This window comes from Caballeronia sp. Lep1P3, from assembly GCF_022879595.1.
Lineage (GTDB): Bacteria > Pseudomonadota > Gammaproteobacteria > Burkholderiales > Burkholderiaceae > Caballeronia.
The window spans coordinates 1,805,588-1,827,651 of sequence record NZ_CP084265.1 but is presented as its reverse complement, the minus strand read 5'-3'; the positions used below and the strand labels follow the sequence as shown (position 1 = coordinate 1,827,651).

Annotated in this window: 23 protein-coding genes and 1 tRNA gene; 15 read left to right on the top strand and 9 right to left on the bottom strand. The window is 63.3% G+C overall.

From position 1 onward, the window contains the following. The first annotated feature begins 13 nt into the window (after positions 1–13). The 8 genes from infC (at position 14) to LDZ27_RS08580 (ending at position 6,742) form a co-directional block, all read left to right on the top strand. Positions 14–541 (top strand): translation initiation factor IF-3, encoded by a 528-nt coding sequence (gene infC, locus LDZ27_RS08615; protein WP_244816091.1) that lies wholly within the window; start codon positions 14–16, stop codon positions 539–541. Positions 542–765: 224 nt separating this feature from the next. Continuing rightward, the gene (gene rpmI / locus LDZ27_RS08610; RefSeq protein WP_004191477.1) at positions 766–963 is read left to right on the top strand and encodes a 50S ribosomal protein L35; all 198 of its coding nucleotides are present in this window, start codon (positions 766–768) and stop codon (positions 961–963) included. Between the two features lie 28 nt (positions 964–991). Further along, a complete protein-coding gene (gene rplT, locus LDZ27_RS08605; RefSeq protein ID WP_008350196.1) occupies positions 992–1,351 on the top strand; it encodes a 50S ribosomal protein L20 in 360 nt (119 codons plus the stop codon). A gap of 183 nt (positions 1,352–1,534) precedes the next feature. Continuing rightward, on the top strand, positions 1,535–2,548 hold the full coding sequence (gene pheS, locus LDZ27_RS08600) for a phenylalanine--tRNA ligase subunit alpha (RefSeq protein ID WP_244813702.1): 1,014 nt from the start codon (positions 1,535–1,537) through the stop codon (positions 2,546–2,548). 77 nt (positions 2,549–2,625) lie between these two features. Further along, the gene (gene pheT, locus LDZ27_RS08595) at positions 2,626–5,058 is read left to right on the top strand and encodes a phenylalanine--tRNA ligase subunit beta (protein WP_244813701.1); all 2,433 of its coding nucleotides are present in this window, start codon (positions 2,626–2,628) and stop codon (positions 5,056–5,058) included. Between the two features lie 62 nt (positions 5,059–5,120). After that, on the top strand, positions 5,121–5,528 hold the full coding sequence (locus tag LDZ27_RS08590) for an integration host factor subunit alpha (RefSeq protein WP_244813700.1): 408 nt from the start codon (positions 5,121–5,123) through the stop codon (positions 5,526–5,528). Between the two features lie 85 nt (positions 5,529–5,613). Further along, positions 5,614–5,997 (top strand): MerR family transcriptional regulator, encoded by a 384-nt coding sequence (locus LDZ27_RS08585; protein WP_244813699.1) that lies wholly within the window; start codon positions 5,614–5,616, stop codon positions 5,995–5,997. Positions 5,998–6,142: 145 nt separating this feature from the next. After that, positions 6,143–6,742, top strand: a complete 600-nt coding sequence (locus LDZ27_RS08580) for a short chain dehydrogenase (protein WP_244813698.1) — start codon at positions 6,143–6,145, stop codon at positions 6,740–6,742. Between the two features lie 568 nt (positions 6,743–7,310). On the opposite strand, the gene LDZ27_RS08575 is transcribed toward LDZ27_RS08580, so the two are convergent. The 7 genes from LDZ27_RS08575 to LDZ27_RS08545 form a co-directional block, all read right to left on the bottom strand. Next, on the bottom strand, positions 7,311–7,775 hold the full coding sequence (locus LDZ27_RS08575) for a hypothetical protein (RefSeq protein ID WP_244813697.1): 465 nt from the start codon (positions 7,773–7,775) through the stop codon (positions 7,311–7,313). 209 nt (positions 7,776–7,984) lie between these two features. Beyond that, positions 7,985–9,040 carry an acyltransferase gene (locus tag LDZ27_RS08570; protein WP_244813696.1) on the bottom strand — a complete coding sequence of 352 codons (1,056 nt, stop codon included), beginning with the start codon at positions 9,038–9,040 and terminating at the stop codon, positions 7,985–7,987. Between the two features lie 462 nt (positions 9,041–9,502). Continuing rightward, a tRNA-Pro gene (locus LDZ27_RS08565) sits at positions 9,503–9,579 on the bottom strand. Between the two features lie 96 nt (positions 9,580–9,675). Beyond that, positions 9,676–10,056, bottom strand: a complete 381-nt coding sequence (locus LDZ27_RS08560) for a hypothetical protein (RefSeq protein ID WP_244813695.1) — start codon at positions 10,054–10,056, stop codon at positions 9,676–9,678. A 103-nt stretch (positions 10,057–10,159) separates the two neighbouring features. Beyond that, a complete protein-coding gene (locus LDZ27_RS08555) occupies positions 10,160–11,059 on the bottom strand; it encodes a LysR family transcriptional regulator (RefSeq protein ID WP_244813694.1) in 900 nt (299 codons plus the stop codon). A 58-nt stretch (positions 11,060–11,117) separates the two neighbouring features. Beyond that, positions 11,118–12,041, bottom strand: a complete 924-nt coding sequence (locus LDZ27_RS08550; RefSeq protein WP_244813693.1) for a LysR family transcriptional regulator — start codon at positions 12,039–12,041, stop codon at positions 11,118–11,120. A gap of 22 nt (positions 12,042–12,063) precedes the next feature. Next, complete coding sequence (locus tag LDZ27_RS08545; protein WP_244813692.1) at positions 12,064–12,900, bottom strand: IclR family transcriptional regulator; 837 nt, start codon at positions 12,898–12,900, stop codon at positions 12,064–12,066. A 215-nt stretch (positions 12,901–13,115) separates the two neighbouring features. On the opposite strand from LDZ27_RS08545, the gene LDZ27_RS08540 reads away from it, so the two are divergent. Genes LDZ27_RS08540 through pcaC form a run of 6 tightly spaced genes read left to right on the top strand, consistent with a single transcriptional unit; the run spans position 13,116 to position 18,267 of the window. After that, positions 13,116–13,808 (top strand): 3-oxoacid CoA-transferase subunit A, encoded by a 693-nt coding sequence (locus LDZ27_RS08540; RefSeq protein WP_244813691.1) that lies wholly within the window; start codon positions 13,116–13,118, stop codon positions 13,806–13,808. Positions 13,809–13,820: 12 nt separating this feature from the next. Next, complete coding sequence (locus LDZ27_RS08535) at positions 13,821–14,477, top strand: 3-oxoacid CoA-transferase subunit B (protein WP_244813690.1); 657 nt, start codon at positions 13,821–13,823, stop codon at positions 14,475–14,477. Between the two features lie 25 nt (positions 14,478–14,502). Beyond that, positions 14,503–15,705 carry a 3-oxoadipyl-CoA thiolase gene (gene pcaF, locus LDZ27_RS08530; protein WP_244813689.1) on the top strand — a complete coding sequence of 401 codons (1,203 nt, stop codon included), beginning with the start codon at positions 14,503–14,505 and terminating at the stop codon, positions 15,703–15,705. Positions 15,706–15,708: 3 nt separating this feature from the next. After that, positions 15,709–17,079, top strand: a complete 1,371-nt coding sequence (locus LDZ27_RS08525) for a 3-carboxy-cis,cis-muconate cycloisomerase (RefSeq protein WP_244813688.1) — start codon at positions 15,709–15,711, stop codon at positions 17,077–17,079. 4 nt (positions 17,080–17,083) lie between these two features. Continuing rightward, positions 17,084–17,878: a 3-oxoadipate enol-lactonase gene (pcaD, locus tag LDZ27_RS08520; RefSeq protein ID WP_244813687.1), complete on the top strand. Its 795-nt coding sequence runs from the start codon at positions 17,084–17,086 to the stop codon at positions 17,876–17,878. Then, entirely contained in the window at positions 17,875–18,267 is a 393-nt protein-coding gene (gene pcaC, locus LDZ27_RS08515) for a 4-carboxymuconolactone decarboxylase (protein ID WP_244813686.1), read from the top strand. The genes pcaD and pcaC overlap by 4 nt, the downstream gene beginning before the upstream one ends. A gap of 70 nt (positions 18,268–18,337) precedes the next feature. Here pcaC and LDZ27_RS08510 read toward each other — a convergent pair whose 3' ends face one another. Together LDZ27_RS08510 and LDZ27_RS08505 are read right to left on the bottom strand one after the other, a co-directional pair. Then, complete coding sequence (locus LDZ27_RS08510; protein WP_244813685.1) at positions 18,338–19,609, bottom strand: DUF3443 domain-containing protein; 1,272 nt, start codon at positions 19,607–19,609, stop codon at positions 18,338–18,340. A 16-nt stretch (positions 19,610–19,625) separates the two neighbouring features. Continuing rightward, positions 19,626–20,084 carry a DUF2844 domain-containing protein gene (locus tag LDZ27_RS08505; protein ID WP_244813684.1) on the bottom strand — a complete coding sequence of 153 codons (459 nt, stop codon included), beginning with the start codon at positions 20,082–20,084 and terminating at the stop codon, positions 19,626–19,628. 428 nt (positions 20,085–20,512) lie between these two features. On the opposite strand from LDZ27_RS08505, the gene bamC reads away from it, so the two are divergent. Beyond that, entirely contained in the window at positions 20,513–21,742 is a 1,230-nt protein-coding gene (bamC, locus tag LDZ27_RS08500) for an outer membrane protein assembly factor BamC (protein WP_244813683.1), read from the top strand. Positions 21,743–22,064: the final 322 nt, after the last annotated feature.

Genomic DNA, 22,064 nt, shown 5'->3' with positions numbered 1-22,064 from the left:
GAGGAAACGTAACATCGCTACTGATAAGTCGTCACATCGCATCAACGGTGAAATTTCCGCACCGGAAGTGCGCTTGGTCGGAGTGGACAACGAGCCGCTCGGGATCGTGAAACTGGCCGAGGCGTTCCGTCAATCGGAACAGCTCGATGTGGATCTCGTCGAAATCGCGCCGCAGGCCTCACCGCCTGTCTGCCGTTTGATGGACTACGGCAAGTTCAAGTACTCGGAAGCGAAGAAGCAGCACGAGGCGAAGCTCAAGCAGAAGATCGTGCAGGTGAAGGAAGTCAAATTCCGCCCCGGCACGGATGACGGTGACTACAACGTCAAGCTGCGCAACCTCACGCGCTTCCTCGAAGACGGCGACAAGACGAAAATCACGCTGCGTTTTCGCGGCCGCGAAATGGCGCACCAGGAAATTGGCATGCGCATGCTCGAACGCCTGAAGTCGGACCTGGACGAAGTCGGCCAGGTCGAGCAGATGCCGAAGATGGAAGGCCGCCAGATGATCATGGTCCTGGCGCCGAAGAAGAAGGGCAAGTAAGGAAGCAAGAGCAATGGATCGCGCGCCGTCGCAAGACGGCTGCCGCGGCATTGCCGGAAAGTTCAGAAGGGCGTCGCGTCAAGCGGCGCCGTTCATGAAGGCGGCGGTCCTAGTAGACCGTTCGCACACAAGTGGAGCGTGGGTTTCGAAGGGCGGAAAGGGGTTCTGGCCGGTACGGAGGGATCAACCGCACACCCATGACCATCTAATAAACTGGAGTTGTCATGCCGAAGATGAAGACCAAGAAGAGTGCTGCAAAGCGCTTCGTGGTGCGTCCGGGCGGTACCGTCAAGCGCGGTCAGGCCTTCAAGCGCCACATTCTTACCAAGAAAACCACCAAGAACAAACGCCATCTGCGTGGCGCCACGGCTGTTCACGATTCCGATCTGAACTCCGTCCGCGCAATGCTGCCGTTCGCGTAACCTCAACTAACACTCAAAGGAGAGCAACATGCCTCGAGTAAAACGTGGGGTTACCGCACGGGCCCGTCACAAGAAGATCATCCGTCTGGCCAAGGGTTACCGCGGCCGTCGCAATAACGTCTATCGCATCGCCAAGCAGGCGGTCATGCGCGCAGGCCAGTACGCCTATCGCGATCGCCGCAACAAGAAGCGTGTGTTCCGCGCATTGTGGATCACGCGTATCAACGCGGCGGTGCGTCAGCACGACATGACCTACAGCGTGTTCATCAACGGCCTGAAGAAGGCGTCGATCGAACTCGACCGCAAGGTGCTGGCTGACATGGCTGTGTTCGACAAGGCTGCTTTTGCTGCGATCGTCAAGCAGGTGAAAGCCGCCGTTGCAGCCTAATTGCGAAATTAGTACTGCGTGGTTCGCCTTTTCGTCGCCGGGTTGTTGACGGCGGCGCAAGGGCAGAAAACGGGGCTCTCACCGAGCCCCGTTTTTGTTGGTCGGACGGTTTTGCGCGCGGCTTGAACATCGCCAGGACGCGCGCAAAACCGCATTCAGTCAGAACTTGGAAAGATGGGATCAATGGATCTGGACCAGATTGTCGCCGACGCGAAAAGCGCCTTTGAAAACGCCACGGATGCCACCACGCTCGAAAACGAGAAGGCTCGCTTTCTCGGCAAGGCGGGCGCGCTGACGGAGCTGCTGAAGGGCCTGGGCAAGCTCGATCCGGACGCGAAGAAGACGGAAGGCGCGCGCATCAACGTAGCGAAGCAGCAGGTCGAGGCGGCGCTCAATGCGCGTCGTCAGGCGCTGGCCGATGCGCTTCTGAACCAGCGGCTCGCAGCCGAAGCCATCGACGTGACGCTGCCCGGGCGCGGCGCTGGCGCGGGCACGCTGCATCCGGTGATGCGAACCTGGGAGCGCGTCGAGAAAATCTTCGGCTCGATCGGCTTCGACGTTGCCGACGGTCCCGAGATCGAGACGGACTGGTACAACTTCACCGCGCTGAACAGCCCCGAGAACCATCCGGCGCGCTCGATGCAGGACACCTTCTACGTCAACGGGAAGGACGCCGAAGGACGCCCGCTTCTGCTTCGCACGCACACGAGCCCCATGCAGGTGCGCTACGCGCGCATGAACAAGCCGCCGATCAAGGTGATCGTGCCCGGCCGCACGTATCGCGTGGACAGCGACGCCACCCATTCGCCGATGTTCAATCAGGTGGAAGGCCTGTGGATCGAGGAGAACATCAGCTTTGCGGACCTGAAGGGCGTCTACACCGATTTCCTCAAGAAGTTCTTCGAGCGCGACGACATTCTCGTGCGTTTCCGTCCGTCGTACTTTCCGTTCACCGAGCCGTCGGCCGAGATCGACATGATGTTCGAGCACGGCAAGAACGCGGGCAAGTGGCTGGAGATTTCGGGCTCGGGTCAGGTGCATCCGACCGTCATCCGCAACATGGGCCTCGATCCCGAGCGCTATATCGGCTTTGCGTTCGGCAGCGGCCTCGAGCGTCTGACGATGCTGCGTTACGGCGTCCAGGACTTGCGCCTCTTCTTCGAAAACGATCTGCGCTTCCTTCGACAGTTCGCCTGAAACGCCCGCGCGCCATGCGACGTCCGGCCACGCGGCACGCGCCGGACGAGAACTCCACATTTCGAACGTAGACACACATGCAATTCCCCGAATCCTGGCTCCGCAGCTTCGTCGATCCCAAGCTCTCCACCGACGAACTCGCTCACGCGCTGACGATGGCCGGTCTCGAAGTCGAAGACCTGCGGCCGGTCGCGCCGCCGACCACCAAGATCGTCGTCGGGCAAGTGCTGGAAGTGGCCAAGCATCCGAACGCCGACAAGCTCAACGTCTGCCAGGTCGACGCCGGCACGGGCGAGCGTCTGAACATCGTCTGCGGCGCGCCGAACGTGTCGCCGGGCATCAAGGTGCCGGTCGCGCTGATCGGCGCGGTTCTGCCGCCGGTCGAGGCGGGCGGCGAGCCATTCGCCATCAAGCCGGCGAAGCTGCGCGGCGTCGATAGCCAGGGCATGCTGTGCTCGGCGCGCGAACTCAAGCTGTCCGAAGATCACAGCGGCCTGCTGATCCTGTCCGCCGACGCGAAGATCGGGCAGGACATCCGCGAGGCGCTCAGTCTCGACGACACTGTTTTCGAGATCAAGCTGACGCCGAACAAGGCGGACTGTCTCTCGGTGTTCGGCGTCGCGCGCGAAACCGCGGCGATCACCGGCGCACCGCTGAAGGCGCTCGACATGCCGCCCGTCAAGACGACGCTCGACGAAAAGCTGCCCGTCAAGGTGCTCGCGCCCGACCTGTGCGGCCGCTTCTCGGGCCGCGTGATCCGTGGCGTCAACGCACACGGGAAGACGCCGCAATGGATGGTCGAGCGTCTCGAACGCTCGGGCCAGCGCAGCATTTCCGCGCTCGTCGATATTTCGAACTACGTGATGCTCGAGCTCGGTCGCCCGACGCACGTCTTCGATCTCGACAAGATTCACGGCGGGATCGAAGTGCGTTGGGGCAGACAAGGCGAGTCGCTCAAGCTGCTTAACGGCAATACTGTCGAGCTGGATGAAACCGTCGGCGTGATCGCGGACGATCGCCACGTCGAAAGTCTCGCCGGCATCATGGGCGGCGACAGCACCGCCGTATCGCTCGATACGGCCAACATCTATCTGGAAGCCGCGTTCTGGTGGCCGGACGCCATTCGCGGCCGTGCGCGCAAGTACAACTTCTCGACGGATGCGGCGCACCGCTTCGAGCGCGGCGTCGATTACGCGACGACGGTCGAGCACATCGAGCGCATCTCGCAACTGATCCTCGATATCTGCGGCGGCGAAGCCGGTCCCGTCGACGATCAGATCCTCAACGTGCCCGAGCGCCGTCCGGTTTCGATGCGCGTCTCGCGCGCGCATCGCATCATCGGTGTCGAGATCGGCGCGGAAGAGATCGCGCAGATTTTCACGCGGCTGAATCTCGCGTTCGAGCGCGACGGCGACACGTTCAAGGTGACGCCGCCGCCGTATCGCTTCGACATCGAGATCGAGGAAGACCTCATCGAGGAAGTCGCGCGCATTTACGGCTTCGAAAAGATTCCCGCGCGTCCGCCGGTGGCGGCGAGCGAGATGCGTCGCACCGACGAGACCAAGCGTTCCATCCACGCGCTGCGTCATGCCGTGGCCGCGCGCGATTACGCGGAGACCGTGAACTTCAGTTTCGTCGATGCGCAGTGGGAGCAGGACTTCGCCGGCAACGACAATCCGGTGAAGCTCGTCAATCCGATCGCGAGCCAGCATTCGGTCATGCGAACGACGCTGTTCGGCAGCCTCATCGACGTGTTGCGCTACAACCTGAATCGTCGCGCGGATCGCATCCGCGTGTTCGAGGCGGGGCGCGTGTTCCTGCGCGATGCGTCGGTGAAGGCGGGCGAACTGGCAGTCGAAGGCTTCGCGCAGCCGAAGATGATCGGCGCGCTCGCGTATGGTCCGGCGCTCGACGAGCAATGGGGCGTGGCCTCGCGCAACGTGGACTTCTTCGACGTGAAGGGCGACGTCGAAGCGCTCTTCGCGCCGGTCGCGCCGCGTTTCGTGAAGGCCGAGCATTCGGCGCTGCATCCGGGACGCAGCGCGCGCATCGAAGTAGCGGGGCGCGCGGTCGGCTGGATCGGCGAACTGCATCCGCGCTGGCTGCAGAAATACGATCTGCCGCACGCGCCGATTCTCTTCGAGGTCGAAGCCGACGCGCTGATGGACCGCGCACTGCCGACGCCTTCCGAGGTATCGAAATTCCCGCCGGTGCGACGCGATATCGCGGTCGTCGTCGACCAGTCCGTGCCGGTGCAGGCGCTGCTGGACGAGCTGGAAAACGCGCGTTCGGAGCCTGCCTGCAAGCATGTGACGAGGGTTGCGCTTTTCGACGAATTCCGTCCAAAATCAAACACTTCCGGCGGTTTGGGAGTGCATGAGAAAAGTCTTGCCTTCCGTGTAACGTTGCAAGATACTGGCGGCACGCTTCAGGACGAAACGGTCGATACGGCTATCAAAACGCTGGTGGATCGCCTGGCTCGAGTACACGGCGCGCGGCTGCGCGGATAGCCTGCAATGAGGCCTCCGTCTCAATCCTCAAGTCTGAAAATGTGTCGCGCCGTCTTACCGATATGAACCAAATGAACTCGAGTGATTTCGAAGCCCTTCTTTCGGCGCAGCGCAGCGCCATGACCCGAGACAACACGACTTCGGGCGCGGTGTCGAACGACACGCCGACGCTCACCAAAGCCGAGCTCGCGGAAATGCTGTTCGACCACGTCGGTCTGAACAAGCGCGAAGCGAAGGACATGGTCGAAGCGTTCTTCGAAGTCATCCGCGATGCGCTTGAAAGCGGCGACAGCGTCAAGCTGTCCGGCTTCGGCAACTTCCAGTTGCGCGACAAGCCGCAGCGCCCGGGCCGCAATCCCAAGACCGGCGAAGCCATTCCCATTGCGGCGCGTCGCGTCGTCACATTTCATGCAAGCCAGAAACTGAAGGCGCTGGTCGAAACCGGAGCGGAGACGAGTCTTTCCCGTTGACGCGTTTCCTGCGCCGGTGCGTGAGCGCATCGCTCTTCGACTGCCGTGCTTCAATCGACATCACTCAAACGATGGTTGATCGACGATGGAAAAAGTCGTCTTGCCTCCGATCCCAGCCAAGCGTTATTTCACGATTGGCGAAGTCAGCGAACTATGCGGCGTCAAACCGCATGTGCTGCGCTATTGGGAGCAGGAGTTCACGCAACTGCGGCCGGTCAAGCGACGCGGGAATCGCCGGTACTATCAGCATCATGAAGTCCTGCTGATCCGGCGCATTCGTGAGCTGCTGTACGAACAGGGCTTCACGATCAACGGCGCGCGCAATCGCCTCGATGCGCAAGGGCGCGCCAACGGCGACGCCGCCGAGATGGACGAGTCGCCCGGAGCCGCACAGGCGCAGCAGCCCGCCGTCGATGTCGATCAGTTGCGCAGCGAGATCATGCAGGTGATCGATCTCCTGGGCGGATGAGTTCGACGCCCGATATACGCACCATGTAAATGCCGCGATCGCGTATCGCGGCATTTTTTTTGTCGCTGCCCCAACGAGCGCGAAGCGGGCGAGGGCGGTAGCATGATCGCTGTCTATCTCTGTCGTTCTATCTTCAGGAGGCCTTATGCGAGTGCTGATCGTGGGTGCAACGGGATTGCTGGGCACGCAGATCGCGCGATTGCTCGAAGCCGAGCACGAGATCGTCACGGCGAGCCGCAAGGGTTCGGATGTCGCGGTCGACTTGTCGGACAAAGCGAGCATCGCGGCGATGTTCGCGCAAGTAAGAAAGGTCGGCGCGGTCTTGTGCGTCGGCGGCACGGCGAAGTTTGCGCCGCTCGATACGCTCTCGGACGACGACTACGCGTTCAGTCTCGCCAACAAGCTGATGGGTCAGGTGAACCTCGTGCGCTGCGCGACGGGCCACGTCGATGAGGGCGGCGCCATCACATTGACGAGCGGCGTCCTCGCGCAGCAACCGATGGTCGGCAGCGCGGCGGTGAGCATCGTCAACGCGGGCGTCGAAGCATTCGCGCGCGTGGCCGCGCTGGAGCTTCACGGCAGGATGCGAGTGAATGTCGTGAGTCCCGGATGGGTCGCGGAGACGCTCGAAGCGATGGGCAAGGACGCGTCGCAGGGCATTGCGGCGGCGGAAGTCGCCAAGGCATACAAGCGCACGATCGACGAAGCGATCACCGGGCAGGTACTTCTCGCAGCGAAGTCGTGAGATCGTTAGCCGGGCGCTGCCTTTGCATCGGTTGCGCCCGTTGTGCCCGTTGCGCTGGCTGTTGGCGCTGCGATCGAGCAGTACACGATGCTCGGCCCGACGCCGGCCGGCGGGTAGACGCGCCAGTCGCTTTTTCCGTGATGGAAGAAGTAGAGCGAATGGGAGCCGCCGCGAACGCGGTCCGGCGCGCTCACGCACACATAGCGGCTACCGCCCAAGTAGATGCGTCCGAAGCGCGTGACCCGCGCTGAGCTTTCGGCGTCGAACCACTTTGCGATTTCGGCGCGCAGCGAAGAGGCGCCGCGATCGGGCGGCGCGTGCCTTCGCCGGGAAGGGGCACGAACTGACGAAAGCATCGAAGGGGCGCTCCTTATGTGTCGCTTGAAGAATAGAGGTTAAGACGATGACACACAAGTGATTTTCCGGCGCTGCGCAGCCAGAATTGCGTTTTTTGGACGCCGGCTCTAAGGTGATCGGTCGGCGGGTGAATCGAGCGGATCGATCGGACGCGCGTTCGCCCTTATACGACTTTTTGCCGAGCGTTTTCCTTGTTGATCGCGTGCGGATGTTATCGGTCTTCTGCGGAAGTGAGCGGATAGCGCGTGGCCATGTCGGGAGGCGTGAGCCAGGCAAATGTCTTCATCGTCTCGCCGTCGAAGGTGCATTCGACTGCGGCGGCGCCCTCCGAAGTCTTTCGCTTGACGAGCGTCTTCTCAGCGGAGCTATTCCCGACCGGGATTTTATAAGTGGCCTGAACGACGACGCGCACGCCACGGTTGGCCGTCTTCGCCTGGTCATAGGTGAGCTTCGGAGCCGTGTTCGGATAAGTTGCGATCATCCGTTGCTTGCACAGATCGGCGTTCTTATAGCCGACGGTGCAGCCGGCACAGAGAAGCAGTAGAAGAAGGACTGGAGAGAGGCGTCGCGAGAGCGTCATCGGCGAGTGGGGAACGGGGAAGGTGACCAATTGCGCGGAGTCTACCGTAAACGTTGGGGCTGTTTTCCGCGCGGAGGAGCGGCGCTGCGGTTCCATCGGCTGCGTGGGCAGCGCAATTGTTTGTCGAACGGCGGCTTGTCTTCATCGCGCTGATAGACGAGTGCGCGTAGCGAGAGCGGGGCGCAATGGATGACGCACCCCATCAGAGCAATAAAAGCCTTCCCATCGCCCGAAAGAGAAAACCCGCGTCAGCATGAACTGGCGCGTGGCTCTTGTCTGGTCACAGTCCCCTCGAAACGTTGATGTCAGTCGGGACTCAACATCTTGAGCACTGGGACTTTCTGTATCGTCCAGACGAGCGCCCCGCTTAGAATCAGGGCGCCAATGGTCGCACCTGGAAACCATATCCACGCGCCGATTTGATCGATGTAAAGGAAATCGCCTTTCGCATAGGTGAAGTAGAACTGGAAAAGCAGAAAGTGAGACAGGTAGATCCCGAACGTCCGGCGCGCGAAGAAAGAAACGGTAGATCGAATCCACGAGATGGCCACGCGGTCGAACATGAGCTGCAGCGCGACGAATAAGGCTATGGCTGCGACAACAGTCAGGGGTGACTGGTAATCGAAAAAAACGGTTGATGTCGACCGATGTGACACGGGCCAAGCCCACGTCAGTCGAATTGCCGCGCATAAGGCTATAAGCGCGAGTGTGCATGAAATGAGCATCCAATGGCGGTCGCGGTGATTCTCAAGCCAGCGATATAAAACCGCTCCCAAGATCACGTACCCGCTATAGAGCGGAGCGTATGAAAGATCAATGGCGATGATCGGATGACCGAAGACTCTGCTTGAGAATTGGTTCAGGCTTGCACCGATGAACCAAGCTGCCAAGAAAATCGCCTTTTGCCCGGCGGTGGATTGCGTGTAAAAAACCGCAAGGACCGGCAGGAATATATACAAGCCAATAATCGCGTATACGAACCAAAGGTGTGCCGCCGCCCTATTCAGGAGAATTGCCAGCAGCCAGTTTCCGACCTTTGCATCCAAAGCGAATTGGTACCACGCTAAGTATATGCATGACCAAAGTACTAAAGGCACGCCGACGCGAGCGATTCTCTTCAGGCTTGATAAAAGCGAGGTGGGACGGTCAAGGATCACCGCGCCCGTCGCCATAAAGAACAGTGGTACGCAAGCTGCCGATATGCATCGATACGCTGACGCGGCATGCCACCAATCTCTCAGCGGGTAAAGAAATCCTACCGCTGTGACGTGGACCATTATCACCAAGATGATCGCGACGAACTTCACGAAGTCTAGAGACGGATCGCGGCTCCGCGGGATTCTCTTGATGTCTGTCGTCAATTTGTAATGGTCGTAAATTCTTCGGCGCACACATCTTACTTCAAGCAGGTTTGACGGCGTCGAATGCAAGTGCACTCAGCCGCCTTCGGGCGGCTCTTGAGGGATTGCATGACTGAACCGGTTTCACCAGCTGAGCCGGCTTGAGTTTCTTGTCGTTCAGCTGCGACTTGTGGAGGTATTGACCAGCCAACTTCGGAAGCGGTGCAAGATATGGAGCGAGTCCTCTTGCTGACTCGGGAAGATGCGTCTAGCCGGCTGCGCCTTCACTTGCTCGCTGTCACCACGCAAGCAAAAGAGCACGACCTCGAACGATGCCATGGCATTGACCCGCACCGTATATGCGTACGGTAGTGCCAGCTCCTGACCGGCGGTTTGTTTTGGAAGACTTCCAAAATGCCCCATTCTTGGGCGGACGTGCAAAGCAATAAGCCCGCGTAATCTGTTGATTACGCGGGCTTATTCTGGTCGGGGCGAGAGGATTTGAACCTCCGACCACCTGCACCCCATGCAGGTACGCTACCAGGCTGCGCTACGCCCCGAAAGAGCGAAAGTATATCAGAGAGAAACGAAATGTAGAACTGCTTCTGCGTTTTGTACGGCGTTATTCGTTGATTTCACTTCCGCGAGCCGGTTCATCACGATGCCGCTTGCGACGGCGCGTAAGACGCGTCCGCAGATTCACCCGCCGAATGCGGCTTTGCCGATCGCTGGCGCTTGCGGAAGCTGCGTGCCAGCACGAGCGACACGGCGCACGGAATCACGTAGCCGAGAATGCGATCGCTCCAGGCCGTGCGCGAGGCGAGCCGCTCATATTGAATGTTGTCGTGAAAGCTCGCGGACGCGAAGATCATCGTCAACGCGAAGTCCAGCGCCATCGCGAGCACGGCGAAGACGAAGTAGATGAGCGCGCCGTTCCACAGGAGCTGGCCGTTCGCCGCGTTGATCGTGCGGCAGACGAACAGCACGATGCCGAGCATCACCATATTGAAAATCAACGGAATCCAGGGGAAGTCCATGTGCGCGAGAGCCTATGCAATGAAGAAGGTCGGCCGTCCGGGTAACGGAGGCCGGCGCGATCTTCACACGCAGCAAACTTCGCTTGAATAAGAGTATTCCTAATCAGTTTGGCGGGTCGGCGAGCGACTCGGAGAGAAAGTCGATGAACGTGCGGACCTTCGTCGTCATGTATTTGCGGCTCGTGTAGACGGCATAGACCGATGGCGCGAACGCCGAATAAGCCGGCAGCACGCGCACCAGTGCCCCGGAAGCCAACTCCGGCTCCACGATCCACGCCGGAAAATAGGCGAGCCCGATGCCCGCGCGCACCAATTGCATCGCCATCGAGGTGTCGTTCGTTTTCAACACCGCATGATTTTTTACGATGAACGCGCCGTCCGGGCCGGTCAGCGTGACGGAATCGATGTTCGCATACGTCGGCAAGACAATGCGATGCCGCGCCACATCGTCCGGATGGAGCAAGTCGCCGTGGCGGTCCAGATAGGCGCGCGAGCCGGCCAGAAGGAACGGCATGCTGCACAGCGGCCGCACGATCAGCGAAGGCGAAGGCTCGGACGTCGCGCGCAGGGCCATGTCGTAGCCTTCCTCGACGAGATCGACGATGCGGTTTTCGAGCCGCAAGTCCACGAGCACGCCCGGATAGCGCGCCTGATACCCGACGAGCAAATCCGCGAAGCGCCGGTTCGCGAACCAGCCCGGCGCCGTCACCTTGAGGACGCCCTGCGGCTCGGCCGTCTGCGCGCCGACCGCACCGACGGCGGCCTCGGCCGCCCGCAGGATGTCGAGCGCCTCGCGGCACTGTTCGTAATAGACGTTGCCCGCTTCGGTCAGGCTCAGGTGGCGCGTCGTGCGGTTGAGCAGGCGCACGCCCAGTTGACGTTCGAGATTGGCGAGGTGCTTGCTCGTCATCGCCGTCGAGATATCGAGCCGCTCGGCAGCCTTCACGAAGCTGCCGGCTTCGACGACCTCGCGAAACACGCGCAGGCTGGTGAGCGCATCCATCGATCGGTGTCCGCCTCGGAATAAAACGGCGATGTTAGCCCGATTCCCCGCGCGACGATTACTTCGGCCATTCGTCGAGCGCGTCGTTGAAGAGCGACGCGACGACGCCGCGCAGCCACGTCGTGCGCGGATCGTTATGAAACTTGCGATGCCAGTGCTGCCTCAGATCGAAGCGCGGCAGCGGAAACGGCGGCTCCGCGAGCGTGATCGACGCGTGTTCGGCGACATACGCGAAGCCGATCGCGTGCGGCACGGTCGCGATCAGATCGGTGCGCGACAGGATGAACGGCAGGCTCATGAAGTGCGGCGTCTCCAGCACGGCGCGCCGGCGCACGCGCTCCTTGTCGAGATAATTCTCAAGAATTTCCTGGCTGCGGCCTTCGGCGCGGACCACCGCATGCCCGCACTCGACAAAACGCTCGACGGTGAGCGGCGCATTCGCGAACGGATGGTCGCGCCGCATGAGACAGATGAAGCGATGCGAGAAGAGCCGCTGCTGGAAAAAATTGTTGCCGTGAAGGTCGGGAAAATAGCCGACGGCCAGATCGATGTCGCCGGACTCCAGCCCGCGTTCCACTTCGCCGTGCGACGCCGACACCGAGCGCAGATTCGCGCGGGGCGCGTTCTTCGCGAAGGCTTGCAACAGGCGCGGCAGGAACACGATCTCGCCGACATCGGACAGAGCGATCGCGAACGTATCCGTGCTCGAGGCGGGATCGAAGTGCTGCGTATCGAGAAGACCGCGCTCGATACGCACGAGCGCCTCGCGTGCCGCGGGCACGATGACGAGCGCGCGCGGCGTCGGTTCCATGCCGCGCGAGGTTCGCACGAAGAGCGGGTCGTTGAAGTACTCGCGCAGCCGCCCGAGCGCCGTCGATACGCGCGGCTGGCTCACGCCCAGCCGTTCGGCGGCGCGGCTCACGTTGCGCGTATCGTCGATGGCGACGAGAAACGGGATCAGGTTCAGGTCGAGATCGTTCATGACATGTGCATGGCGGCTCGCGTCAGCCGCGCCGCGCGACCATGTCCGACACGCGCTGCGCCGCGTCCTGCAGCGGTTCCAGGAAAGCCTTCGCCATCTGTTTCGCGTTCTTGCGCTGCGCGTTGCCGCTGATGTTGAGCGCGGCGATCACGCGGCCTTGCCGGTCGCGGATCGGCGCGGACATCGAAATCAGTCCTTCTTCGAGTTCCTGATCGACGATCGCCCAACCTTGCCGGCGCACGACGGCGATCGCGTCCTTCAGCGCATCGCGATCGGTGATCGTGTGCGGCGTGCGCGCGACGATGTCGCTCGCGTCGAGCGCCGCGTCGAGGCGGTCATCATCGAGCGCGGACAGAAGCACGCGGCCCATCGACGTGCAAAACGCGGGCAGGCGGCTGCCGATCGACAGATTCTGCGTGATGATCTTGTGCGTCGGCACACGCAGCACGTAGACGATTTCCGCGCCGTTTAGCACTGCCGCCGAGCAGCTTTCGTGCACCTGTTCGACGAGGTCTTCCATGACCGGTTCCGCGAGGTTCCAGAACGGCATCGACGTGAGATAGGCGAAGCCGAGGTCGAGAATCTTCGGCGTGAGCTGAAAGAGCCGGCCGTCGGCGTCCACGTAGCCGAGCGATTGCAGCGTCAGCAGAATGCGCCGCGCGCCGGCGCGCGTGAGGCCCGTTGCGGCGGCGACATCGGTGAGCGTCTGCGCGGGACGGCTCGCATCGAACGAACGGATGACCGCGAGCCCGCGCGCGAACGACTGCACATAGGCATCGCCGGGGCGGGAGGGCGCGTCTTGTGCGTCTTGTGCGTCTCGTGCGTCGGCGTCGAGAGAGGGCGTCGAAAACTTCTTCATGACATTCTTTAATAGAGCGAGGCTCCGTACAAACCCGCGATTTGCGCGGGCTTCGTTGACACGGCAACGAACGCGGGACTACCATGCCGATGTTCGCTAAACGAATCCATGTTCGCATGACGAACATTTCCATGCAAGCGTCATCGACGCGCAGGTAAACCCGAAGTTCGAAGCGCCGAGCGGGCTCTTTCGAACGGGACCGGAGAACAACGGCAATGATCAACAAGATTTTCGATTCGCTCGCGTCCGCCGTCGCGGATGTCCACGACGGCGCGACCATCATGATCGGCGGTTTCGGCACGGCAGGTATGCCGTCCGAGCTGATCGACGCGCTCATCGAGCAGGGCGCGCGCGAGCTGACCATCGTGAACAACAACGCAGGCAACGGCGACACGGGCCTCGCCGCGCTTCTGAAGGCCAGGCGGGTGCGCAAGATCATCTGCTCGTTTCCGCGTCAGACGGATTCGCACGTGTTCGACGCGCTCTACCGCGCCGGCGAAATCGAACTGGAACTCGTGCCGCAGGGCAATCTCGCCGAGCGCATCCGCGCGGCGGGCGCGGGCATCGGCGGTTTCTTCACGCCGACGGGCTACGGCACGAAGCTCGCCGAAGGCAAGGAAACGCGTGAGATCGACGGAAAGCATTACGTGCTGGAGTCGCCGCTGCACGCGGATTTCGCGCTCGTGAAGGCGTTCAGGGGCGACCGCTGGGGCAATCTCGTCTATCGTAAAACTGCGCGCAATTTCGGGCCGATCATGGCGAGCGCCGCGAAGACGGCCATCGTGCAGGTGTCGAAGGTGGTGCCGCTCGGCGAACTCGACCCGGAAAACATCGTGACGCCCGGCATCTTCGTGCAGCGCGTCGTGGAAGTGCCGCAAGCCGTGCACGCGGCCGAACTCGCTGCTTAAAGGAACGAAGCCATGAAGAAACTGACTCGCGACGAAATGGCCAGGCGCGTGGCCGCGGACATCCCCGAAGGCGCTTACGTGAATTTGGGCATCGGCGTGCCGACGCTCGTCGCCAATCATCTCGCGGCGGACCGCGAAATCTTCCTGCACAGCGAGAACGGTCTGCTCGGCATGGGCCCCGCGCCCGCGAAGGGCGAGGAAGACGACGAACTCATCAACGCAGGCAAGCAGCACGTCACGCTCCTCACGGGCGGCGCATTCTTCCATCACGCGGATTCGTTCGCGATGATGCGCGGCGGCCATCTCGACTTCTGCGTACTGGGCGCGTTCCAGGTGTCGGCCAAGGGCGACCTCGCGAACTGGCACACCGGCGCACCGGATGCGATTCCGGCCGTCGGCGGTGCGATGGATCTCGCCATCGGCGCCAAACAGGTCTACGTGATGATGGAACTGCTCACGAAGCAGGGCGAAAGCAAGCTCGTCGCCGAGTGCTCGTATCCGGTGACGGGCGTGCAGTGCGTGGACCGCGTCTATACCGATCTCGCCGTCTTCGACGTGACGCCGCAAGGCTTCGTCGTGCGAGAAATCGTGGACGGCCTGTCGTTCGAGGAGCTGCAAAAGCTCGCGAACGTGCCGCTGCAATACGCGCCGGTTTCCGAGGCAGCGTGAGAGACACAACAATCTGGAGCAAGCGATGAAAGAAGCATTCGTATGTGACGCGATCCGCACGCCGTTCGGCCGCTACGCCGGTTCGCTGTCGTCGGTGCGCGCCGACGATCTGGGCGCGGTGCCGCTGCGCGCGCTGATGGAGCGCAACAAGGAAGTGGACTGGGAAGCGGTCGAGGAAGTCATCTACGGCTGCGCGAACCAGGCGGGCGAAGACAACCGCAACGTCGCGCGCATGTCGGCGCTGCTCGCGGGGCTGCCGGTCGGCGTGCCCGGCTCGACGGTGAATCGTCTGTGCGGTTCGGGCATGGACGCGATCGGCACCGCGGCGCGCGCGATCAAGTCGGGCGAAGCGGGGCTGCTCATCGCAGGCGGCGTCGAAAGCATGAGCCGCGCGCCGTTCGTCATGGGCAAGGCGACGAGCGCGTTCTCGCGCGCCGCCGAAATCCACGATACGACCATCGGCTGGCGCTTCGTCAATCCGCTGATGAAGAAGCAGTACGGCGTCGATTCGATGCCCGAGACCGCCGAGAACGTCGCGGACGACTACAAGGTGAGCCGCGAAGATCAGGACGCGTTCGCGCTGCGCAGCCAGCAGAAGGCGGCGCGCGGCCAGAAGGACGGTACGCTCGCGCAGGAAATCACGCCGGTCACGATCCCGCAGAAAAAGGGCGATGCGATCGTCGTCGACCGCGACGAACATCCGCGCGAAACGACGCTGGAAGCGCTCGCGAAGCTGAAGGGCGTCGTGCGTCCCGACGGCAGCGTGACGGCGGGCAACGCGTCCGGCGTGAACGACGGCGCGTGCGCGCTCCTGATCGCCGACGAAGACAGCGCGAAGCGCCACGGCCTCACGCCGCGCGCGCGCATTCTCGGCATGGCGACGGCGGGCGTCCCGCCGCGCGTGATGGGCATCGGCCCGGCGCCGGCGTCGCAGAAGCTGCTCGCGCGCCTCGGCATGACCATCGACCAGATGGACGTGATCGAGCTGAACGAAGCGTTCGCGTCGCAAGGTCTCGCGGTGCTGCGCATGCTCGGCGTCGCCGACGACGACGCACGCGTGAACCCGAACGGCGGCGCGATCGCGCTCGGGCATCCGCTCGGCGCGTCGGGTGCGCGGCTCGTCACGGCGGCGACGTACCAGCTCGAGCGCACCGGCGGGCGCTTTGCGCTCTGCACGATGTGCATCGGCGTGGGACAGGGCATCGCGATGGTCATCGAGCGCGTCTAAGACATGTTCGAATCCACCGGACGTCTGACCGATCTGATCTGCGGCAGCGAAGCGGCGAACGCGATATGGTCGCCGCGCGCGACGGTGCAGGCCATGCTGGATGTCGAAGCGGCGCTCGCGCGCGCATCGGCGAAAGCGGGCGTGATCCCGGCGAGCGCGGTCGATTCCATCGTCGCCGCGTGCAACGCCGACAACATCGACGCCGCCGCGCTCATGACCGGCGCGGCAGCCGGCGGCAATCTCGCGATTCCGCTCGTCAAGCAGCTCACGGCCGTCGTGAAGGCGCGCGACGCCGAGGCCGCGAAGTACGTGCACTGGGGCGCGACGAGCCAGGACATCATCGATACGGGCGTCGTGCTGCAACTGCGCGCCGCGCTCGATCTGCTCGACGCCGACTTGCGCGCGCTCGGCGATTCGCTCGCGGATCAGGCGCACAAGCATCGCGCGACGCCGATGATCGGCCGCACGTGGCTTCAGCAGGCGCTGCCGATCACGCTCGGCCTCAAGTTCGCGCAATGGCTCGATGCGATCACGCGGCATCGCGCGCGTCTCACCGAACTTCGCGCTCGCGCGCTCGTGCTGCAATTCGGCGGCGCGGCGGGCACGCTCGCGAGCCTGCGCGACAAGGCGTTGCCGACCGCGCGCGCGCTCGCCGACGATCTCGGCCTCGCGCTGCCCGCGCTGCCGTGGCACACCGAGCGCGATCGCATCGCGGAGAGCGCGTCGTTTCTCGGCATGCTGACGGGCACGCTCGGCAAGATCGCGCGCGACATCTCGCTCATGATGCAGACGGAACTCGGCGAAGTGGCCGAACCCGCTGCCGCGGGCAAGGGCGGTTCGTCGACGATGCCGCACAAGCGCAATCCGGTCGGCTGCGCGGCCGTGCTGACGGCGGCGACGCGCGCGCCGAATCTCGTCGCGACGATTTTCGCGGGCATGGTGCAGGAGCACGAGCGCGCGCTCGGCGGCTGGCAGGCCGAATGGGAAGCGTTGCCCGATCTTGCGCGGCTCTCGGCGGGCGCGTTGTCGAACATGCTGGCGATCGTGCCTTCGATGGAAGTGAACGTCGCGCGGCTCGCGGCGAACCTCGACGCGACCAACGGCCTCGTTCTCGGCGAAGCGGTGATGCTCGCGCTCGGCGACGCCATCGGCCGGCTCGACGCGCACAAGCTCGTCGAGGGCGCGTCGAAGGCGGCGGTCGCGAGCGGGCAATCGCTCTTCGACGTGCTCGCCGCCGATGAGACCGTCAGCGCGCATCTTTCGCAGGACCGGTTGCAGCAGTTGCTCGATCCGGCGAACTACGTCGGTCAGGCTCAGGCGTTCGTGGATGCGGCGATCGCGCTGCATCGTCAGAATGGAACTATGGAGCAATAAGAACATGCCTCTCGCCGCTATAAACGGAACCCGCATTCACTACCGCGTCGACGCGACCGCCGGTGACCAGGCGCCGTGGCTCGTGCTGTCGAATTCGCTCGGCGCCGATGTCTCGATGTGGACGCCGCAGATCGAAGCGTTCGCCAAGCGCTTTCGCGTCGTGCGCTACGACACGCGCGGCCACGGCCATTCCGACGCGCCGCAAGGCCCGTACACGATCGACCAGTTGATCGGCGACGTGATCGGCCTCATGGATCACCTCGGCATCGAGCGCGCGAACTACTGCGGCTTGTCGATGGGCGGACTGACGGGCATCGGTCTTGCCGCGCGTCATCCGGAGCGCTTTTCGCGCGTCGTGCTCTCGAACACGGCCGCGCAGATCGGTTCGGACGCCGTCTGGACGCCGCGCGCAGCCAAGGCGCGCGAGCACGACGGCATGGCCGCGCTGACCGACAGCGTGATCGCGCGCTGGTTCACCGCGCCGTTCATCGAGCGCGAGCGGCTCGTGCTCGCGAATATCCGCGACGTGTTCCGTCATACGTCCGGCGAGGGCTACGCATCGAACTGCGAAGCGATCCGCGACGCCGACCTTCGCGAGGAAGCGAAGGGCATCGCGCTGCCGGTGCTCGTCATCGCCGGCACGCACGATCTCTCGACCACGGCGGCGCAGGGCCGCGAACTGGCGGGTTATATCGAAGGCGCGCGCTTTGTCGAACTGGACGCCGCGCACTTGTCGAACATCGAGAAACACGACGACTACACGCACGCCGTGCTCGACTTCCTCGGAGAGCAACGATGACTGATGACGAACGTTACGAAGCCGGCATGCAGGTGCGCCGCGCGGTGCTGTCGGACGCGCATGTGGACCGGTCGCTCGCGAACCGCACAGAACTCACGACCGAATTTCAGAACTTCATCACGCGCTATGCGTGGGGCGAGATCTGGACGCGCGACGGCTTGCCGCGCCATACGCGCAGTCTCATCACCATCGCGATGATGGTCGCGCTCAATCGCAACGAGGAACTCGCGCTGCATCTGCGCGCCGCGAAGAACAACGGCGTCACGCAGGATCAGATCAAGGAAGTGCTGCTGCAAACCGCGGTCTATTGCGGCGTGCCGGCGGCCAACTCGGCGTTCCATCTCGCGCAGAAAATCTTCGACGAGGAGAAGAGCGCGGGCGGACAGTGAGCGGTTGAATCGCGCGCTCGACGCAGTCAGGAAAGCCGTCTCCGGCATGCGGGAGACGGCTTTTTCGTTTTCAGAAGGCGTAGTACGGCCCGTTCCCCGCTGGCGTCGCGCGGCCTTCGAGCGCCGTGAACACGCGCCTGCCGTAGAAGAACGGCAGTCCCCAGTCGAAGAAGCCGTTCGCCGGCCCCGCCAAATTGCTGAACGCGTTGTTGCCGCTCGTCAGCAGACCCGTGGACGCGGCGACGCTGAACGATACGTCGGCCGTGACGCCGCTCGTCGAACGCAGCGTCGCGCTGAACGATTGCGGCGTGGCCGGGCAGTACCACGCGCCGCAGCTCTTGAGCGTCGTCGAGGGAAAGAAGAGGCCGTTCGAACCGCTGTCGATGAAGCTCGACGCGTACTGGTTCGCGGAGAAGCTCGTCGTGACGTAGCCCGTGATCGAGTTGGATTTCAGCACCGTCGCGGAGCCGAGCGCGTTGTTCGCCTGCGATCCGATGCCGAATGTCATCGTGCCCGCCACGGCCGATGCGCCCTCCGGCGGCACGGCGGGCAACTCGATCAGCACGCCGTTGTTGTCGGCGGCAAAGCGCGCGATCGGGTTGGTCACCTGCTGGTCGGCTGCGAGCGCGCTCGCGGAACACGCGCCCGATGCGCATGCGTAGTACCAGCGCGGCATCGCGGACGCCGCGCACCCGCCGCCACAATCGGCGACGAACGGGCCGACGCCGAGAATGCCGTTGCCGCGCAGGCTCGACGCGGTGAGCATCGGCAGGCCGGACTGGCTGCAATCGGCCGCCGTCGCGGGCACGGCGGAATCGCTGATCGACTGAACCGATATCGAACTCGCGAGCTGTCCGGCGAGCCGCACGTCCGCCTGGCGCACGGCGCCCCATGTGTAGCCGGAGCCGAACACCGAGCATTCGGCGAGCGCGGCGCCCGACGCGCCGGCCTTGACGAGCGGCAGCGCGATCGCCGGATCGAGCGCCGATGCCAGCACGCGCAGCCCCTGCGATCCGGTGTCGACCTGAATGTTGTCGATGGTCTGACATGTGTTCGTGCCCGGCACGCACAGCGTCACGCTCGTCTGAAGCATGTTGCGGGTGCCGGTCGCGATTTTCGTGACCTGGATCGGCTGCACGTTGGGCGTCGTCGACTGAGCGACCGCGTTGCTGGCTGCAACGGGGGCGCTTGCGGTGGCTGGCGCGCTGGCCTGCACCGGCGTGCTGGCGGCGGGCGGGGCGCTCGGCGATGCCGTGGGAGCGTCCGATCCGCCGCCGCCGCATCCGTGGAGCGCGAAGCAGAGCAAGATCGAGGAGAAGAGGCGAAGCGTGCGAGTCGTCATTTTTGGTCTCCCGCGCTTACTGGATATCGGCGGGCGTTACGCCCGGCGGCAGCGCATTCGCGAGCCACGCGCGCCCGCTGAATTCGCGCAGCCGCGCACGGTTTTCGGCGACGAGATCGCCGTCGGCGACGCGCGTCATGTGCAAGCCGGCATCCGCTGCGGATGCGCTCGCGCCGTCTCGGAAGCGCTGGAAGTAGCTGCCGAGCAGCGCCTGCACGTTCGGCATCGAAGGGCCGCGCCACGAGACGGCGTACACGGTGCCGGCCGGATCGACGTATTCGCGCACGACGGTCCCGTACGCGTCGGTGGTCTCCCGGTAGGCAAGCAGCCCGTCTTGCGCGTGATGCATGACCGCACCATCCGATGCATTCGCCGGCGAAGTCGCGCCGAGCTGTGCGTGGCATAGCGCGCTTGCCCCGAGCGCGAGCACCGCCAGAGCCGCCCCGATGTAGTGAGGATGTCTTATGTTTCGCATCGTCTCTCCGAATGTTTTGGGAGTAGTCCTATTTTTGAGATTGGATTCTAGGACGAATGCGTGATCCGCCGATACGGGGACAAAGGCGTCAAAAAAGCCGGTGATCGCTGATGCGGGAAGGCGAATGCTTCGACAAAACAAGACGTTGCGAAAATCGGCGCGGCCCGTTGACGATTTTCGCGAGTGTCATAAATTGTCAATTCTTGGCCGGAGGAGTGTAATCGTCATGGCGAGGGCGGACTTTGCTCGCGACCGAATGCGCGATGACGCAAGGCGCGACGAACATGCAATTGACGAATCGCAGCGATTTTCCGGATGCCGGCGCGCAAGACGCTCAACCGTGTTTTTGCACGGCGCTGCGCGGGACCGGTAAAATGCTGGGTTGATCCACGGACGAACCCGTGGCGTAGCGGAAGGACTTTCCAGACATGACAGATTTTCGTGTAACCAAGCGGGTGGCTGCGCTCTTTACGGTGGCCGGAATCGTGGCGGGATGCGGCACGTCTTCCCCCACCGCGATCAACTACAAGAGCGATCAGCGCTCGAAGCAATCGTCGCTCGCCGTTCCGCCGAACCTTCTCGACGAAGCGGTCGACCAGCGCTCGCTGCCGCCGCAAAGCGGACAGGCGTCGCTGTCGGACCTCCAGCAGGTTCAGAAAGTCGCGCCGAGCGCGCCCACCGTGGTGCCGCCCGTCTCGGGCCTGCGTATTCAGCGCGACGGCGCCGAGCGCTGGCTCGTCGTGGACGGCAAGTCGCCCGATCAGGTCTGGCCGCAGATTCGCCGTTTCTGGCAGGAGCAGGGCTTTCTGCTCGTCGTCGATTCGCGCGACAAGGGCGTGATGGAGACCGACTGGAACGAAACGCATCCGCAGATTTCGGACGGCCTCATTCGCGACACGCTCGCGAAGGCCACGGGCAATTCGTATGTCACGGCCGAGCGCAACAAGTACCGCACGCGTCTCGAAGCCGCGCCGAACGGCGGCACCTACGTGTTCATCAGCCAGAAGGGGATGCGTGAGGCGTTGACGGGCGTCAACAACGATTCGAGCCAGTGGCAAGCCCGCCCGAACGATCCGGCGCTCGAGAACGAATATCTGAAGCGCATGATGTCGTCGCTCGCCATGGCGGATTCGCGTCAGGCGTCGGGCGCCGCCGGCGCGACCGATTCGGGCGCTTCGGCCAACGCCGGTAGCACGGCGAACGCCGGTAATGCGCAACAGGCGAAGGCCGGCGATGCGAAAGCCGCCGCTATCGCCGCGCAAAACGTGACGAACGCGGCCAATAGCCCGGTCAATAATGAGGCCGTGCCCGCCGCCACGTCCGCGCAAATGACCTTGCCGGAAGCCTACGACCGCGCGTGGCTGCACGTGGGCACCGCGCTCGATCGTGCGAACTTCACGGTGGACGATCGCGACCGCGCGCGCGGCGTGTATTACGTGCGCTATGTCGATCCGAACGACAAGTCCGCTCGCGAACAGGGCTTCTGGAGCCAGGTCTTTCATGGCCGCATGGAGATCAAGGCCAAGCAATATCAGGTGAACGTGCGAGCGATCACGGAAGGTCAAACGCGCGTCGCGATTGTCGACGACAAGGGGCAGGTGGATTCCTCGCCTCAAGCCCGGCAGATCATGGCGCTGCTGGCAGGCCAGATCAGCTGAGCGCGTCGGCTTCGCGCGTTTCGACTCGCGCGTTGCCGCTGCCATCGCATGCGAACCGCCTCCTCGCGAGGCGGTTTTTTTATGCGTTCCTTTCTTCGCACGACATTTCGAAGCTATGGCCGCGGATTAAAGCTTTTGATATGCCTGCTATGCATTTCTGCTCGCATATTGCGCAGAGGATTCTTTTTATCGCGAAATGTGCGCAATAGCTTATAAAAAAATCGGCGGGGCCAGTACATTGCGTGCATGGCGCGATTCGCTCGATGCGGCGCACCAGAACCTTCAGTCAAGCATTCCGAATCAGACAACAGATGACGGCTCG

Coding starts and splice junctions, on each gene's coding strand:
- rpmI (WP_004191477.1), top strand. CDS start 766: ATGCCGAAGATGAAGACCAAGAAGAGTGCTGCAAAGCGCTTCGTGGTG.
- rplT (WP_008350196.1), top strand. CDS start 992: ATGCCTCGAGTAAAACGTGGGGTTACCGCACGGGCCCGTCACAAGAAG.
- pheS (WP_244813702.1), top strand. CDS start 1,535: ATGGATCTGGACCAGATTGTCGCCGACGCGAAAAGCGCCTTTGAAAAC.
- pheT (WP_244813701.1), top strand. CDS start 2,626: ATGCAATTCCCCGAATCCTGGCTCCGCAGCTTCGTCGATCCCAAGCTC.
- LDZ27_RS08590 (WP_244813700.1), top strand. CDS start 5,121: ATGAACCAAATGAACTCGAGTGATTTCGAAGCCCTTCTTTCGGCGCAG.
- LDZ27_RS08585 (WP_244813699.1), top strand. CDS start 5,614: ATGGAAAAAGTCGTCTTGCCTCCGATCCCAGCCAAGCGTTATTTCACG.
- LDZ27_RS08580 (WP_244813698.1), top strand. CDS start 6,143: ATGCGAGTGCTGATCGTGGGTGCAACGGGATTGCTGGGCACGCAGATC.
- LDZ27_RS08575 (WP_244813697.1), bottom strand. CDS start 7,775: ATGGAACCGCAGCGCCGCTCCTCCGCGCGGAAAACAGCCCCAACGTTT.
- LDZ27_RS08560 (WP_244813695.1), bottom strand. CDS start 10,056: ATGGACTTCCCCTGGATTCCGTTGATTTTCAATATGGTGATGCTCGGC.
- LDZ27_RS08555 (WP_244813694.1), bottom strand. CDS start 11,059: ATGGATGCGCTCACCAGCCTGCGCGTGTTTCGCGAGGTCGTCGAAGCC.
- LDZ27_RS08550 (WP_244813693.1), bottom strand. CDS start 12,041: ATGAACGATCTCGACCTGAACCTGATCCCGTTTCTCGTCGCCATCGAC.
- LDZ27_RS08545 (WP_244813692.1), bottom strand. CDS start 12,900: ATGAAGAAGTTTTCGACGCCCTCTCTCGACGCCGACGCACGAGACGCA.
- LDZ27_RS08540 (WP_244813691.1), top strand. CDS start 13,116: ATGATCAACAAGATTTTCGATTCGCTCGCGTCCGCCGTCGCGGATGTC.
- LDZ27_RS08535 (WP_244813690.1), top strand. CDS start 13,821: ATGAAGAAACTGACTCGCGACGAAATGGCCAGGCGCGTGGCCGCGGAC.
- pcaF (WP_244813689.1), top strand. CDS start 14,503: ATGAAAGAAGCATTCGTATGTGACGCGATCCGCACGCCGTTCGGCCGC.
- LDZ27_RS08525 (WP_244813688.1), top strand. CDS start 15,709: ATGTTCGAATCCACCGGACGTCTGACCGATCTGATCTGCGGCAGCGAA.
- pcaD (WP_244813687.1), top strand. CDS start 17,084: ATGCCTCTCGCCGCTATAAACGGAACCCGCATTCACTACCGCGTCGAC.
- pcaC (WP_244813686.1), top strand. CDS start 17,875: ATGACTGATGACGAACGTTACGAAGCCGGCATGCAGGTGCGCCGCGCG.
- LDZ27_RS08510 (WP_244813685.1), bottom strand. CDS start 19,609: ATGACGACTCGCACGCTTCGCCTCTTCTCCTCGATCTTGCTCTGCTTC.
- LDZ27_RS08505 (WP_244813684.1), bottom strand. CDS start 20,084: ATGCGAAACATAAGACATCCTCACTACATCGGGGCGGCTCTGGCGGTG.
- bamC (WP_244813683.1), top strand. CDS start 20,513: ATGACAGATTTTCGTGTAACCAAGCGGGTGGCTGCGCTCTTTACGGTG.